At 67.3% G+C, this 14,673-nt stretch carries 16 protein-coding genes; 12 read left to right on the forward strand and 4 right to left on the reverse strand.

Annotated elements, in window-relative coordinates:
- Window positions 1-107: 107 nt before the first annotated feature.
- On the forward strand, window positions 108-1,277 hold the full coding sequence (locus ROR02_RS06470) for an anhydro-N-acetylmuramic acid kinase (protein WP_147163201.1): 1,170 nt from the start codon (window positions 108-110) through the stop codon (window positions 1,275-1,277).
- Here ROR02_RS06470 and ROR02_RS06475 read toward each other — a convergent pair.
- Window positions 1,220-1,891, reverse strand: a complete 672-nt coding sequence (locus tag ROR02_RS06475; protein WP_147163202.1) for an alpha/beta hydrolase — start codon at window positions 1,889-1,891, stop codon at window positions 1,220-1,222. The genes ROR02_RS06470 and ROR02_RS06475 overlap by 58 nt on opposite strands.
- 280 nt (window positions 1,892-2,171) lie before the next feature.
- On the opposite strand from ROR02_RS06475, the gene cysE reads away from it, so the two are divergent.
- From cysE to ROR02_RS06500, 5 genes are all read left to right on the forward strand, one after another.
- Complete coding sequence (gene cysE, locus ROR02_RS06480; RefSeq protein WP_147163203.1) at window positions 2,172-2,930, forward strand: serine O-acetyltransferase; 759 nt, start codon at window positions 2,172-2,174, stop codon at window positions 2,928-2,930.
- Between the two features lie 15 nt (window positions 2,931-2,945).
- Entirely contained in the window at window positions 2,946-3,422 is a 477-nt protein-coding gene (locus tag ROR02_RS06485) for an Rrf2 family transcriptional regulator (RefSeq protein WP_147163204.1), read from the forward strand.
- A 111-nt stretch (window positions 3,423-3,533) separates the two neighbouring features.
- Complete coding sequence (locus ROR02_RS06490) at window positions 3,534-4,178, forward strand: prolyl-tRNA synthetase associated domain-containing protein (RefSeq protein WP_307725138.1); 645 nt, start codon at window positions 3,534-3,536, stop codon at window positions 4,176-4,178.
- Window positions 4,179-4,218: 40 nt separating this feature from the next.
- Window positions 4,219-5,628 carry an FAD-linked oxidase C-terminal domain-containing protein gene (locus ROR02_RS06495; protein WP_147163205.1) on the forward strand — a complete coding sequence of 470 codons (1,410 nt, stop codon included), beginning with the start codon at window positions 4,219-4,221 and terminating at the stop codon, window positions 5,626-5,628.
- A 292-nt stretch (window positions 5,629-5,920) separates the two neighbouring features.
- Window positions 5,921-6,442, forward strand: a complete 522-nt coding sequence (locus tag ROR02_RS06500; protein WP_147163206.1) for a phosphate-starvation-inducible PsiE family protein — start codon at window positions 5,921-5,923, stop codon at window positions 6,440-6,442.
- On the opposite strand, the gene ROR02_RS06505 is transcribed toward ROR02_RS06500, so the two are convergent.
- Window positions 6,439-7,659, reverse strand: coding sequence for a YbfB/YjiJ family MFS transporter (locus ROR02_RS06505; protein ID WP_147163207.1), 1,221 nt, complete (start codon window positions 7,657-7,659; stop codon window positions 6,439-6,441). The genes ROR02_RS06500 and ROR02_RS06505 overlap by 4 nt on opposite strands.
- 102 nt (window positions 7,660-7,761) lie before the next feature.
- On the opposite strand from ROR02_RS06505, the gene ROR02_RS06510 reads away from it, so the two are divergent.
- The 3 genes from ROR02_RS06510 to ROR02_RS06520 all read left to right on the forward strand — a co-directional run bounded on the left by ROR02_RS06510 (window position 7,762) and on the right by ROR02_RS06520 (window position 10,667).
- Window positions 7,762-8,640: a LysR family transcriptional regulator gene (locus tag ROR02_RS06510; protein WP_147163208.1), complete on the forward strand. Its 879-nt coding sequence runs from the start codon at window positions 7,762-7,764 to the stop codon at window positions 8,638-8,640.
- A gap of 122 nt (window positions 8,641-8,762) precedes the next feature.
- Window positions 8,763-9,602 carry an SPL family radical SAM protein gene (locus tag ROR02_RS06515; protein ID WP_246135432.1) on the forward strand — a complete coding sequence of 280 codons (840 nt, stop codon included), beginning with the start codon at window positions 8,763-8,765 and terminating at the stop codon, window positions 9,600-9,602.
- 123 nt (window positions 9,603-9,725) lie between these two features.
- Window positions 9,726-10,667 (forward strand): alanyl-tRNA editing protein, encoded by a 942-nt coding sequence (locus ROR02_RS06520; protein ID WP_147163209.1) that lies wholly within the window; start codon window positions 9,726-9,728, stop codon window positions 10,665-10,667.
- Here the strand turns inward: ROR02_RS06520 and ROR02_RS06525 are convergent.
- Window positions 10,646-11,485: a helix-turn-helix transcriptional regulator gene (locus ROR02_RS06525; RefSeq protein ID WP_147163210.1), complete on the reverse strand. Its 840-nt coding sequence runs from the start codon at window positions 11,483-11,485 to the stop codon at window positions 10,646-10,648. The genes ROR02_RS06520 and ROR02_RS06525 overlap by 22 nt on opposite strands.
- A gap of 189 nt (window positions 11,486-11,674) precedes the next feature.
- On the opposite strand from ROR02_RS06525, the gene ROR02_RS06530 reads away from it, so the two are divergent.
- Genes ROR02_RS06530 through ROR02_RS06540 form a run of 3 tightly spaced genes read left to right on the forward strand, consistent with a single transcriptional unit; the run spans window position 11,675 to window position 13,574 of the window.
- Window positions 11,675-12,520 carry a class I SAM-dependent methyltransferase gene (locus ROR02_RS06530; protein ID WP_147163211.1) on the forward strand — a complete coding sequence of 282 codons (846 nt, stop codon included), beginning with the start codon at window positions 11,675-11,677 and terminating at the stop codon, window positions 12,518-12,520.
- Window positions 12,517-13,275: an AzlC family ABC transporter permease gene (locus ROR02_RS06535; RefSeq protein ID WP_147163212.1), complete on the forward strand. Its 759-nt coding sequence runs from the start codon at window positions 12,517-12,519 to the stop codon at window positions 13,273-13,275. Before ROR02_RS06530 ends, ROR02_RS06535 begins: the two co-directional genes overlap by 4 nt.
- Window positions 13,254-13,574, forward strand: a complete 321-nt coding sequence (locus ROR02_RS06540) for an AzlD domain-containing protein (protein ID WP_147163213.1) — start codon at window positions 13,254-13,256, stop codon at window positions 13,572-13,574. The genes ROR02_RS06535 and ROR02_RS06540 overlap by 22 nt, the downstream gene beginning before the upstream one ends.
- 47 nt (window positions 13,575-13,621) lie before the next feature.
- On the opposite strand, the gene cobW is transcribed toward ROR02_RS06540, so the two are convergent.
- Window positions 13,622-14,653 (reverse strand): cobalamin biosynthesis protein CobW, encoded by a 1,032-nt coding sequence (gene cobW, locus ROR02_RS06545; protein WP_147163214.1) that lies wholly within the window; start codon window positions 14,651-14,653, stop codon window positions 13,622-13,624.
- Between the last annotated feature and the right edge of the window lie 20 nt (window positions 14,654-14,673).

Below are 14,673 nucleotides of genomic sequence, written 5' to 3' on the forward strand. Positions count from 1 at the left end.
TTGGGGAACCCTCTTCCAAGGGCGTCCAGGGCTTCACCCGATGGCCCTGAGGCCCCTCCCGCCTTCCCACCCGCGCGGGGAGCCCGGCGGGCGACAACGAGACGACGATGGCCCTTTCTTCCCGGCAAGCCTTTTCCCATCCCGGTCTTGATGCCCCGCTGTGGGCCCTGGGCCTGATGAGCGGAACCAGCCTGGACGGCATCGATGCCGCCCTTGTGCGCACCGATGGCGAACGGGTTCTCGACCTGGGGCCGGCGTTGACGGTTCCCTACGACGGCGACCTGCGCGCGCGCCTGCGCGCCGCCCTGGGGCGTTCTCCCGCCGACCAGGAGGCCGGCTTGCCCGCCCTGGTCCGTGATCTGACGGAGCGTCACGCCCAGGCGGCGCGCCGGCTTCTGGCCGCTTCGCCGTTTCATCCCGGGGTGATCGGCTTCCATGGCCAGACCCTGTTCCACGCCCCCGACGAAGGGATCACGGTGCAAATCGGCGACGGGGCCTTGCTGGCCGCGCTGACGGGCGTGGCCGTGGTCAACGATTTCCGCTCGGCCGATGTCGCCGCCGGCGGCCAGGGCGCGCCGCTCGCGCCCGCGTGGCACCAGGCCCTGGCGGCTTCCCTGCCGGGACCGGTGGCGGTGCTGAATATCGGGGGCGTCGCCAACGTGACCTGGATCGCCGGCGCCTCGGCTCCCGGCACGCCGCCCCTGGCCTTTGATACCGGGCCCGGCAACGCGCTGATCGATGACTGGGTGCGCGGGCGCCTGGGGCTGCCCCACGACGCGGGCGGGCGTCTGGGGGCGGCGGGACGGGTGGACGGCGTGGCCCTGGCCGCGCTGATGGATCACCCGTATTTTGACCGGCGGCCGCCCAAGTCACTCGATCGCGACGCGTTTTCCCTTGATCCGGTGGCCTCCCTGACCGACGCCGACGGGGCGGCGACCCTGGTGGCCTTCACCAGTGCCGCCGTGGCCGCGGCCCGGCGCTGGATGCCCGCTCCCCCGGCGCGTTGGCTGGTGTGCGGGGGCGGGCGCCACAACGCCAGCCTCATGGCCCGGCTGGGGCAGGACCTGGCGGTGCCGGTCGAACCGGTTGAAACCGTGGGCTGGCAGGGCGACGCCCTGGAGGCGCAGGCGTTTGCCTTCCTGGCGGTGCGGGCCTTGCGCGGGCTTCCCCTGTCGTGGCCCTCGACCACCGGGGTGCCCGCGCCCCTGAGCGGCGGGCGTTACTGGCCGGCCGACGGTCCGCTGTCCGGGCCCGGCACCACCACCCGGCCCAGGTAGCGGTCCACCTCGCCGGCCAGCAGCGGCAGGTGGTCGGCGAAGAAGTGGTTGGCTCCCGGGATCACGCTGTAATCGACGGTGATGTTCTTTTGCTGCGAAAGTTTGTGGGCGAGCTTGGCCACCGCCGGCTCGGGCACCACCGTGTCCTTTTCGCCGTGGACGATGATCCCCGACGACGGGCAGGGCGCGAGGAAGGTGAAGTCGTGGCTGCCCGCCGGCGGCGCGACCGACACGAAGCCCGAAATCTCGGGTCGGCGCATCAGCAGCTGCATCGCGATCCACGCGCCAAAGGAAAAGCCGGCCACCCAGCATTCCTGGGAATTGGTGTTGAGGGCCTGCATCCAGTCCAGGGCGCTGGCCGCGTCGGAGAGTTCGCCCTGACCGTTGTCGAACACCCCTTGCGAGCGGCCAACGCCGCGAAAGTTGAACCGCATCACCGAAAAGCCGCGCCGGGCGAAGGTATGGTACAAGGTGTACACGACCTTGTTATTCATCGTGCCGCCCTGCTTGGGGTGGGGGTGCAAGATCAAGGCGATGGGCGCGTTGGGCTGGCGGGCGTGGCTGTAGCGCCCTTCCAGGCGGCCTTCGGGACCATTGAAGATGATTTCCGGCATCGTGGCGCTTTTTCCGATTCCATTCGTGGGGCGGGCCGGCTAGGAGCGGGCGGCCCGGAAGAGGGGGCCATTCTTGCCCCTTGGTTTGCCGGGGCCGACGTCAGAGCGGCGAAGTCGGACTTGGCCGGGGATAGCCCGACAGGACATCTGGCTATTCTTGACTGATTTTCTCGGGCACACTATAGTCGTTTCCCGCTGCCGCTCCTTGTCCCATGGACTCGTCTCCCCGGGCGCGGCGCCCTGGGGGGCATGGGCGGGCGTTACTATCACGGGATGGCCGATGCTTTTCAAGCGATTGAAGGAAGATGTGGACACCATCATGCTCCGGGATCCGGCGGCGCATGGGCGCCTTGAGGTCTTGTTGTGCTATCCCGGCCTGCATGCCGTGTTGTTCCATCGCTTATCCCATCCCCTGTGGGAACGTGGCTGGCGCACGCTGGCCCGCGTGCTGAGTCATACGGCGAAAATCCTAACGGGTATTGAAATTCATCCGGCCGCGCGGCTGGGGCGGCGCTTTTTCATTGATCACGGCACCGGCGTGGTCATCGGCGAAACCGCCGAAGTGGGCGACGACGTGACCTTGTACCAGGGCGTGACCCTGGGGGGAACGTCGCTGCTGCCGGGCAAGCGCCATCCCACCGTCCAAGACGGGGTCATCATTGGCGCGGGCGCCCATGTCCTGGGGCCGCATGTGGTCGGGGCCGGGGCGCGCATCGGGGCCAACGCGGTGGTGCTCACCGATGTGCCGGCCGGGGCCACCATGGTGGGGATTCCGGCGCGCATGGCCAGCCGTTCGCGCGCGCCCGAGGCCGAGTGTTTTTGCAGCTATGGCACGCCAGAGGGGTTGCCCGATCCGGTTTCCGGGTCGATCAATACCCTGATGGACGAGGTGCGCCGCCTGAATGCCCGACTGACCGCTTTGGAAATCCGGGGCCTGCCGGAAGGCGATCCGGCCTCGATGGATGTCACCGACAACGACCCCGTTGCGCCTCGGGGGGGGGCCCCCACCTCGCGCGAGACGGCCGGTTTCAATGTGTAAAAGGGATGGAAAGCGATGAGGCTGAGCACGAAGGGTCGCTACGCGGTGATGGCCATGGCCGATCTGGCCGCCCATTCGGCGGGCAAGCCGGTGGCCCTGGCGGATATCGCCGAACGCCAGGAAATTTCGCTTTCCTACCTTGAACAACTCTTTGGCCGGCTGCGAAAGGGCGGCCTGGTCAAAAGCGTGCGTGGTCCCGGAGGCGGCTACCTGCTGTCGCGCGATGCCGGCGACATGCGCATTTCCGATATCATCCTGGCGGTGGATGAACCGATCCAGACCACGCGCTGTTCCCCGGGGTCGCCGGCGGGATGCCACAACAACAAGGGCCGCTGCCTGACCCATGATCTGTGGGAAGAGCTGGCCAACCAGATTTATCTGTATCTCAGCAGCGTTTCCCTGGAGGACGTGACCCAGCGTCGGGTTCTGGGCACCAGTGGCCTGATCGGAGAACTGCCCGGGGGCCTGGCGGTCACGCCGACGGTTCAATAAGAAAAGGGGTTGGTTTTTCCAGGAGAACGGACCGGGCGATTGCGAATCGTCAATGAACCCTGGGGGCGTTGTTCCTATCGTGGGGATCCGTCATGGAACAATCCCTTTTGGATGCCGCGACGGCTGATCACGCTTGTGCATTTTTCCGCCTTGTCCCGGATTTCCATTCAGGAGATCCGGGATTTTTTGTGTGTCCTGGCCCGCGCCAAGATCGGAGTTCTGGCCTGGGCCCTTGTTTCCTTGAAAAGGAGTCAGGCCTTGATTCCCGTTTCCATGGACGCCTTGCTGGCCCGGCTGGTCGAATGGGGCATCCAGGCCACCACCACGACCCACGAGGCGGTGTTCACCGTCGCGGCCGCCGCCCACACCCATGACGCGATCCCTGGGGTTCACTGCAAGAATTTGTTCCTCAAGGATTCGCGTGGCCAGCTATGGCTGGTGGTGTGCCCGCATGATCGTCCGGTGGATCTGAAAACCCTGCCGGCGCGGATTGGCTCGGGCCGGCTGTCGTTTGGCAAGCCCGCGCTGCTTGACGAGGTGCTGGGCGTGATCCCCGGCGCGGTGACACCCTTTGCCCTGATCAACGACACCGAGCACCGGGTCAAGGTGGTGCTGGATGCCTGGATGGTGGCGCAAGAGAAGGTCAACTACCATCCCCTGGTCAACACCGCGACCACCACGGTTTCGGGCGCCGATCTGGTCCGGTTCATCCAGGCTTGCGGTCACGAGCCGGTGATGATCGACTTGGCCCCTTGAGTTTTCCCCCACCGGCCGCGCGTCCCCAGGAGGCTTGCCCATGACGTTTCCCCCCGATCCGCTGCCCGATCGCCCCTTGCCCCCCGATCTGGTGGCCGCTCTTGTCGCCTTGCTGGGGCCGCGCTTCACCAGCGCCGCCGCCGTGCGCTTGCAACACGGGCGCGACGAAAGCTATCACCCGCCCTTTCCTCCCGACGCCGTGGTCTATCCTCATACCACCGAGGAGGTGGCGGCCATCGTGCGCGCCTGCGCGGCCCGGCGGGTGCCGATGATTCCGTTTGGCGCCGGCACCTCGCTGGAAGGCCATGTGGCCGCCCTGCGGGGCGGGGTGTGCCTGGACCTGTCGGGCATGGATGCCATTGTCGCGGTGCGCCCGCAGGACATGGACGCCACGGTGCAGGCCGGCGTCACCCGCAAGCGGCTGAATGCCCATCTGCGCGACACCGGGCTGTTCTTCCCCATCGATCCCGGCGCCGACGCCACGCTGGGGGGCATGGCGGCAACCCGCGCCTCGGGCACCAACGCGGTGCGCTATGGCACCATGCGCGAGGCGGTGCTGGCCCTGACCGTGGTCACTCCCCAAGGCGAGGTCATCCGCACCGGTGGGCGGGCGCGCAAGTCGTCGGCGGGCTATGACCTGACGCGGCTGTACGTGGGCTCGGAAGGGACCTTGGGCCTGATTACCGAGGTCACGGTGCGCCTGCACGGAATCCCGGAAACGGTGATGGCGGCGGTGTGCCCGTTCCCCAGCGTGGCGCAGGCGGTCAACACGGTGATCCACACCATCCAGGCCGGGATTCCCATCGCGCGCGTTGAGTTCCTGAACGCGCACCAGATGGAGGCGGTCAACCGGTATTCCCGGATGAACCACGCGGTCACGCCCACGCTGTTCTTCGAGTTTCACGGCTCGCCCGCCCATGTGACGGAGCAGGTCGAGGTGGTCCGGGCCCTGGCCGCCGATCAGGGCGGGGCCGATTTCCAATGGACCGCCACGCCCGAGGAGCGCGATCGGTTGTGGGCGGCGCGTCACACCGCCTACTACGCCGCGCTGGCCCTCCGTCCCGGCGCCAAGGGGTTCAGCTCCGATGTGTGCGTGCCGATTTCGCGCCTGGCCGACTGCCTGACCGAGACCGAGGCCGATCTGGAAGCCAGCTCGCTGACCACCACCGTGGTCGGGCACGTGGGCGACGGGAATTTCCATGTGCTGTTCGTGATCGATCCCGACGACCCGGCCCAGCGCGAGGAAGCCAACCGTCTGAACGAACGCATCGTGGCCCGCGCCCTGGCCATGGAAGGCACCTGCACCGGCGAGCATGGCATCGGGTATGGCAAGATGAGCCACCTGGAAGCCGAGCACGGCGACGCCCTGGCCGTGATGCGCCGCCTCAAGCGCGCTCTTGATCCCGATGATCTGATGAACCCGGGCAAGATCGTGCGCCTGGATTTGTAGGGCGGGTGGATACGGGGAAGGGGAGTGATGGGAGGGCTTGCGCCCTGTTGGGGGCGCGGCCCCCAACACCCCCGCCCGGGGACACGTCCCCGGGGGCCCCTGATTCCTGGCCCGCCCCGCCCGGCGTTTGAGGGCTCCCAAAAAAACTCCCCTTAATTCCCCTTGTTCGGGTGTGGCTGGATCCAGCACAATAATCGCTGATGGGGCGGGCTGGCCCCGGTGCCGCCCGACCGGGGTGGTGCGTCGTCTTTCACGGTTTTTGTTCGACCCCGTACCCACGGAGCCCCGCGCGATGAAGGATCCCCTCAACGCTTCGATCCTTGGCACGACCCTTGAGCGCTGGCTGGTGCGAGGGTTGTGGGTGTTCAATGGGTTGTTGCACATCGTTCTGGCCGTGGCCCTGGTTCTGGCCAGCGCCATGGTGGTGGTCGAGTTCTTCAATGAAGCGGTCGTGGCCTATCAGCAAGACAAGCTGGCCCAGGGCTTTTTGCATGCCCTGGGGGTGTTGTTCATTGTGTGGACATTGTCGTCGCTGATCTCGGCCGAAATCGAGTATGTGCGGACCGGGCGCTTTCACCTGCGGGTGTTTCTTGAGGTGGCGATGATTACCTTGCTGCGCCAGCTCATCGTGCGCCCGGTCCAGACCGTGGCCGGGGATGTCAAGCTGGGGGACTGGTCCAGCTTCTGGGAATATACCCTGGTGCTCGCGGCCCTGCTGGCGGTGGCGGTGGCGCATCGGCTGGTGGGGGATGTTGTCCCGTCCAGTGACAAGCCCGAGGACCTTCCCCCCCCGGCGAAGGAGCAGAACGGCTAAAAGAAAGCGCGCGGCGCGTCGGGCTTGCCCCGTGGGTTCCGGCGCGCCTCCACGTTCCGGCGGTGCGCGAGCCCATGGCCGGCCAGTAGCAGCCCGGCGCCCAGGCCCACGACCATCGAGGCCATGCCGAGGGCCAGGCTCCACCCTCCCCATCCCGCCAGGCCCGCCGCCAGCACGGGGCCCAGGATCTGGCCGATTCCGAAGGCGGCGGTCAGGATCCCCATGACCCGCGCCGCGTGCCCGGGGTTGACCAGGCGGCCAAAAGCCAGGGTCATGCCGACGATCCCCAGGAAGGTGCCGCCAAACAGCACCGCTCCGGCCAGAACCAGGGCCCAGTGACCCGACAGAACCGGCAAGATCATGCCCGTTGCCTGGATCAGGTGTCCCGCGACCAGCACGGTTACATAGCCACGGCGTTCGGCCAGGAACGACCACACCAGCGCCGAGGGCAGCGCGGCGACCCCGACAAGAACCCAGGAGAGGTTGGCGAAACCGGCAAGGCCAGGGGTCGCGCGCACGATCTCGACCAGGAAGGTCCCGGTGACGATGTAGCCCAGTCCTTCGCAAAAATAGGCCGCCGCCAGGAAGGAAAGGGGGAAGGAAAGGGGCGGGGCGGGCGTCGCGGGCGGGGCCATCGGCGGGGCAGGGGCGCGGGCATGAACCCCGGCAAGAAGCGGACCCGCGACCAGGGCAAGGCCGGCGGCCAGAACGGCGCTCGCCAGCCATCCGGCGTCCGATCCCAGGCGGGTGCCCACCTCGCCCACGACCGTCCCCGCCAGGATGATCCCCAGGCCGACCCCGCCAAAATGCAGCCCGCTCCAGCGCGCATGACCGCTGGACCCCAGAAGAGGCAGCACCAGGGCCGACGCCAGCACGAAAACCCAGGCCGACGCGATCCCGCCCACCAGCCGCAGCCCGTTCCAGATCACGGGCGAGGGCACCACGGGCATCAGGGCCAGCGTCACCACCAGCAGCCCCAGGCCCCTGTTCAAAAGGCGGTGGCGGCCGGCGTCGGTGCGCAGGGCCCCGGCCCACAGGGCGCCCAGCAGATACCCCACGTTGTTGCTGGCGGCCAGGCCGCTGCTTCCCAGGGCGCCAAAGCCGTAGTCCTGCTGCATCACCGGCAACAGGGGGGTGAAGGCGAAGCGCCCCAATCCCACCGCCGCCGCCAGGGCCAGCATGCCGCCCACCAGAACCCATCCGCTGCGTGTCGTCATGATCCTCCCCTTCGTGCTGTTTTCCGGGAAGCATGACCAGGATATTGATTCGCATCCAGCGCATAATTATGCTCAGACCATTCTGTTTTGGAGAATGAACGGATGGATACGGCGTCGCTGCGGGTGTTTCGGGCGGTGGTTCGGGGGGGCTCGGTGGTGGCGGCCGCCGACCTTGTGCATTCGGTGCCGTCGAATGTCTCGGCGCGGGTGCGCAAGCTGGAAGACGATCTGGGGGCTCGGTTGTTCGTGCGCGAGGCGCGCGGCATGCGGCTGACCCCGGCCGGCACCGTGCTTTTGGATTTCGCGGAACGGATCCTGGCCCTGACCGACGCCGCCCGCGAAGCCGTGGGCGAGGCGATCGGCGAGGGGGGAGAGCTGCGGCTGGCGTCCATGGAGACCACCGCCGCCATCCGCCTGCCGCCGGTTCTGGCCGAGTTTCACCGCCGCCATCCCAAAACCACCCTGACCCTGTCGACGGGAACGAGCGAAGGTCAGTTGGACGCGGTTTTGGAGCGGCGGGCCGATCTGGCGTTCCTGGCCGGACCGGTGGTTCACGAACGGGTGATCGGCGCGCCCGTGTTCGTCGAGGAACTGGTGCTGGCGGTGCCGGCGGGCGTGACCACGGTCGAGGAGGCCAACACCCGGGCCATGCTGGTGTTTCGCTCGGGCTGTGCCTACCGGGCCCGCACGGAGGCCTGGTTGCGAGGAGCGGGCCTTGCGCCGCGCCGGGTGATGGAGTTCGGGACTCTTGACGGCCTGCTGGGGTGCGTTGCCGCCGGCATGGGGGTGAGCTTGCTGCCCAGGGCCGTGGTGGAGCGTCCGCGCCACGCCGGCCAGATCGAGGGCCTGCCCATCCCGAATGCCCGGGTGGAAACCTGGCTGATCCAGCATCGCGATTCGGTCGAAACCGGTGCCGCGCGGGCCTTCAAGGCCCTGGTGATGGCCAGCAGGGACTTCGTTTTGCCCGGCGACGCCGGTTGACGCCCAAGACATCAAGACCGCCTTTCTTGCGGGCGGCACGATGGGGCCTGATCGCGGTGGAACGGCTTGGGAAAGGTTGATTGATGACGGGGATGAGAATTAATGAAGTAACATGCAAGTCCATGCTTGTGCCGAGTAAACTTCCGGCCAGCGATTATGTCGTTAATCCATACACCGGATGCTCGTTCGCGTGTGCTTACTGTTATGCCTCGTTCATGGGACGCTTTGTCGGTGAGCCCATGGAAGCCTGGGGAAGTTACCTGTCGGTCAAGGTCAATGCCGTCGATGTTTTTCGCCGTGACCTGCGCCGGTTGCCTCTCCATCGGCGCCACTCCACCATTTTGCTGAGTTCCGTCACCGATGCCTGGCAAGGGGTCGAGAAGAAATACCAGTTGGCCCGTGGCGTGCTGGAGACGTTGCGAGACGAGCGTTATCCCGGGTTGGTCAGCATGCTGACCAAGAGTCCGCTTGTGTTGCGCGACGTGGATGTCATTGCCGCGCTCGACCGCAAGGAAGTGGGGATCACCCTGACCACGACAGACGACACGATTGGCCGTTTCATGGAGGTCCACGCCCCGCGTGCCTCCGACCGGTTGAAGGCCTTGGCTGATTTGAATGCAGCCGGTATTCCGACCTACGCTTTCGTCGGCCCCCTGTTTCCGCATTATCGATATCGTCGGGATCTGCTGGAGGACCTGTTCCGGCGGATCCGTGAGTCCGGAACGCGTTCGCTCTTCGTCGAGCACCTGAACACGTCATCCTATATCTTGAAACGGATCCAGCCGCTGGTTGACCAGGCGGATCCCGGCGTGAAGGTGGTCTACCAATCGGCACGCACCGAGGACCATCGGCGCGCTTTGTCCGAAATGGTGAGGGAGCTTGTCGAAAAGCATGGCCTTGACCTTCGCCTTGAACGTGTTATCGATCACAACTTAGATAAAAAACACGGGGGCCGGCGTTAGGCGGCTTTCCTTCGCCTCTCGGGCCGAACGGCTTGGCTGGCCCATTCACCGCGCTTTTCACGCGCGCCATGAGGATGCAGGCGGACGCGGCTTCGCGCTCGCCTTCAAGAAGGAGGCGATGCCATGAGAGTTTTTGGAAGCAGACCATCCGAAAACACAAAGGCTTTGCATTATGTGAATGAAACGTCGTCAAGCGCGCGGATTATTTTTATTTGTGAAAAAGAGGATAAGTTTTTTCTGGTCACGGATCAAACGCCGTTCCATCCGGAAGATTATTTTTGGAAGGATCAGCCCGGAGACCAGGGGACCCTCCAGGCGGACACCCAGGATTTTTCCGTAACGGATACGCTCGCGTGGCCGATCGCGAAATCAGGGGACCTCTTGCTTCCCGATCAGGTCACCTTGTCGCGCAACGACGAGGCCCATGTCCTGGTGATCGCGCATGTCGTGGAGCCGGTGAAGGGAGAGGGGCAGCCGGAGGGTGGAGTCGCCTTGGATGCCGCTTCCCTTGTCGGGAGCACGGCGCGCTTGAGCGTTGATCCCCTCCGCCGGCAGGCCTTGAGCGCGGCCCATACAACCGCGCATCTCATGTCCCTGGCGCTGAACAAGCAGGCCGCCCCGTTTTGGAAAAAGGAAGCCCGGCCCGATTCGCTCGGCCATCCGAACCTGGATGCCACGGCGATCGCGGGGGCGCGGGTGTTTCCTGGAAGGTCCGAGGATACCTATCGCCTCGGCAAATCCCTGAGAAAAGTTTTTGACGTGGAGTCGTTCGTGGAAAATCTTCCCGCGATAGGCGAGGGGATGAATGAACAGGTCAAGGGCTGGATTGATCAGGCAAGCCCCGTTTCCTTGACGGGAGAGGATCTCTCTTATGGGGCGAGAAGGCTGTGGACCTCTGTTGTTGACGGCACGGAGGTTTCCATTCCGTGCGGGGGGACACATGTCAAAGCCCTGTCCGAAATCGGCCCGGTTTCGATTACCCTGCGCTACGATCCCGACGAGAAGGCCCTGGTCGTCGTCTCCGAGGTTCTCTCCCCACCCCCTTACCGGCAGGCGGTGGCGTAGCGCGACGGGGTGACCCCGAAATAGCGGCGGAAACTGCCGGTGAAATGGCTCTGGTCGTAAAAGCCGGTGGCGATGGCGGCTTCGGCGGCCGGGGTGCCGGCCACCAGCAGCGCCTTGGCCGCTTCCAGGCGCACCTGGGTCAGGTAGCCGTGCACGGTAACGTTCATCTGGGCCTTGAAGGTGCGCATGAAATAGAACTCGCTCAAGCCGACCTGCCCGGCGATGTCCGATAGCCGCAAGGGATCGGCGTAATGGGCCCGGATATGGTCGAGCGCCGGGCGCAGGCGGGCGTTGGGGGGCGGGCGAAAGGCGCCTCCCCCCGTGCGCTGGCCGTGGCGCTGGATGATGGCATCAAGGGCGCGGTACACGGCCTCGGCCCGCGCCACGGGGTCGGGCGAGCGGTGGGCGACGTCGCAGGCGTCGATCAGGCCGGCCGCGAGGTCGGGGGCGTCGATCAGCAGTCGCCGGCCGAAATCAAGCCGGCCCCGGGGGGCGCGCGACAGCTCGCCCGACAGGGCTTCCAGGGCCTCGGGAGCCGGATAGAGGGCCGAATACTCCCATCCCCCGTTGCGCTCGGCGCTTTCACCGGTGTGAACCTCGCCTGGCGGGATGACCATCACCGATCCCGGATAGGCGACCCCGTGATGACGGGCGATCCGGTGCTTCTGGGCACCATCCCGGAAGGCGGCGATCACGAACACGTCGTGCGAGTGGAGCGGATAGCGAAAGTCAAGGAACCGGGCCTGGAGCAGCTCAAGGCCGCCCAGGATCTGGCGGTCGGTCCACAGCCGGATTTCGTCCCGTCGCCCCTTTTCCATCCCGTGATCCCTGTTTTCAACGCGCGCGGGCCAGGGTAGGGCCGCTCCGGCACGCCGTTCAAGGACAGGATCTTCCTATCGGTCGCCGGCCGTGTGGGCTCATGGTTGAGGGCGGGGCCAAGGGATGGGCGCGATCGCGACCCGGACGGGGCCCCCTGGATCACGCCCTTTTGCTCAAGGCACCGCGACATGACGACACACCCCGCGCCGGCACGCGATGTAGCGGACTTTCGCGCGTTTATCATGCAGGAGTGGGAGACACGGGCACCGGCCTATGCCGGCGCGTGGGGGGAGGTGACGGGGGCGTTCGTGCCCTCCTTGCTCCGTCCCCTGGCGCCGCTCGCGGGCCGGACCGTGCTCGATCTGGCCACCGGCCCCGGCTACGCGGCCGCGCTGGCCGTCCGGCTTGGCGCCCGGGCCTGGGGCGTGGATTTTTCCCACGCCATGATTGCCCAGGCCCGGCGCTTCGTTCCCCAGGCTTCCTTCGAGGTGGCCGACGCGCAGGATCTGCCCTTCGCCGACGAAACCTTCGACGCGGTGGTTTCGAATTTCGGCGTGCAGCACTTCGCCGACCCCGACGCCGTGTTCGCCGAGGCCGCCCGGGTCCTGCGCCCCGGGGGATGCCTGGTTTTCACCGTCTGGGCCGACCAGGACCGCAACACGCCGACGCGGCTTTTGGAAACGACCCTGGCGCGGCTGGCCGCGTGCCCGTCGCCGGCGCCCGAGGGGCCGGCGTACCACCAGCTGCTGGGCGATCAGGCGCTGCGGGACACCCTGGAGCGGGCGGGGTTCAAGGGCGGCACGCTTGCCCGTGCGCTGGCGGAAGTGGATTGGGTTTTCCAGGACCCGAATGCCTTGTTTGATTCCGAGCTGCGGGGCTCGGTGCGCTCGGGGGCGTGGCTGCGCGCCCAGCCTCCCGCCGTGCTGGCTCAAATCCGCGCGGCCCTTGCCGCCGAGATTCAGGAGAACCACCGCGACGGGGCGCGTTTTGTCCTGCCGATGGCGGCGGTGGTGGTTTCGGCGATCCGGCCATGAGCGGGGCCGTCCGCCCTCCCCGCCGCCTGGCGCCCGATGGCTTTCGGGCGGGCGTGGTCGCCTGCCTGCCCACGGTGCTGGGCTATTGGAGCATCGGCTTCGCGGCTGGAGGCATCGGCACCGTGTCGGGATTTTCCCCGCTGGAGGTCGTGGGGCTCGCGACCGTGCTGTACGCAGGGTCGGCGCAGTTCCTGTTCTATTCCCTGGTTCTCGCGCAGGCCGACACGCTGGCCCTGGTCCTGGCCGTGCTGCTGGTCAACGGGCGCTATGTGTTGATGAGCGCCGCCCTGGCGCCGTTTTTCCGGGGCCGGGGCTGGGGGGAAAAACTCGCCGCCGGGCTGCTGCTCACCGATGAAACCTTCGGCGTCGCGGTCCAGCGGGCCCGGGCGGGCGGGGGCCTCCCCTTTCCCTGGCTGCTCGGGCTCAATCTGGGGGCCTATGTGAACTGGGGCGTCGCCAATCTGACCGGGGCGCTGCTGGCCCGCCACCTGCCCGAATCGATGCTGGAGGCCCTGGGGTTCAGCCTCACGGCCATGTTCGTGGGGCTTTTGCTGTTCACCTGCCTGGAAAGCCAGACCCGGGGGCTTGAACTGGTCGCCATCGCCGTGGCCGCCATCGTGGTGCTTGCCCTGGCCGCGCTGGCGCCGCTTCCGCTGGTTCTTCTGGTCGCCACGACGATGGGCGCGCTGGCCAGCGCGCTGCTTGCGCTGCGCCGGGCACGGGGGGGGCGCCGATGGCTTCGTCCTTCTTGCTGAGCCTGCTGGGCTGCGCGGTGGTGACCGTCCTGGTGCGGGTGGCGCCCGTGCTGCTGCTCTCGCACCTCGCTTTTCCGGCCGGGGTCCGGGCCTGGCTGACCTACGTCCCCGCCGCCGTCATGGCCGCGATCCTGGCCGGCGAGTTCTTGCACCATCCGGCCCTGAGCCCGGCGGGGTGGAGCGTGTCCCTGCTGGCCGCCGGGGTCAGTCTTGGCGTCGGGCTGCTGACCCGCAGCTTGTTCCTGACCGTGCTGGCCGGGGTCGCGGGGTACAGTCTGCTGGGGTGGGCCGTGCCCTGATCGGGGCCGAGGGCAGGGCGCCCGATCAGGGAGGAGGGAAGGGCAGGCTATCCTTCCAGCGCGGCGCGGATCGCGGCCTGATCCAGGCCCTTGAGGCCAATCACCACCAGGCACGAGGCGGGCTCCTCGTCCGTGCCCCAGGGGCGATCATAGTATCCCGACACGCGCGGGCCCACGGCCTGCACCAGATGGCGCATGGGCTTGCCGGGCACCGCGAGCCCCCCCTTGACCCGCAGGATATCGTGGGCCTCGATCACCAAGCGCAGCCGGCGCAGGAAGGCAGCCGGGTCGGCGACCGGGCCGGGGCGGACATCGAAGCTGACGAAGTCGTCGTGGTTGTGATCGGTCGCGGTGTCGTGATGGCTGGGGCGGCTGTCCAGGTCGTCCTCGGCCCCGGCGCCCAGGCCCAGCAGCACGGCCGGATCCACCACGCCCTGGACCGTGGCCAGGACCCGGGTCCCGGGGCGCGCGCGCTCAAGAAGACGGGCGCTCAGGGCTTCGCGGGTGGCATCGTCCAGCAGGTCGGCCTTGTTCAGCAGCACGAGGTCGGCGCACGCGATCTGATCGGAGAACACTTCCTCCAGCGGGTTGTCGTGGTCGGGGGGGAGCACGACGTCCGGAGGCGGCGGATCGAAGCGCCCGCCGGTCAGCCCCGGGCCATCGACCACGGCAATCACCCCGTCCACGGTCACGCGGGCGCGGATCGCCGGCCAGTCGAAGGCGCGCACCAGGGGCTTGGGCAGGGCCAGCCCCGAGGTTTCGATCAAGATGTGATCGGGCGGCTCGGGGCGGGCGAGCAGGGCTTCCATGGTGGGAATGAACTCGTCGGCCACGGTGCAGCACAGGCAGCCGTTCGCCAGTTCAACGATGGCGTCATCCTCGCATCCGGGCACGCCACAGGCGCGCAGGATATCGCGGTCCACGCCCACGTCGCCGAACTCGTTGATGATCAGGGCCAGACGCCGGCCCTGGGCATGGGTCATCAGGTGGCGGATCAAGGTGGTTTTACCCGCGCCCAGGAATCCGGTGATCACCGTGGCGGGGAGACGCACGGGCGCATGGCGGACAGGTTCGATCATGGTATCCTTCCAACGGGGGG

This window comes from Pararhodospirillum oryzae (assembly GCF_007992075.1).
Taxonomy (GTDB): domain Bacteria; phylum Pseudomonadota; class Alphaproteobacteria; order Rhodospirillales; family Rhodospirillaceae; genus Pararhodospirillum; species Pararhodospirillum oryzae.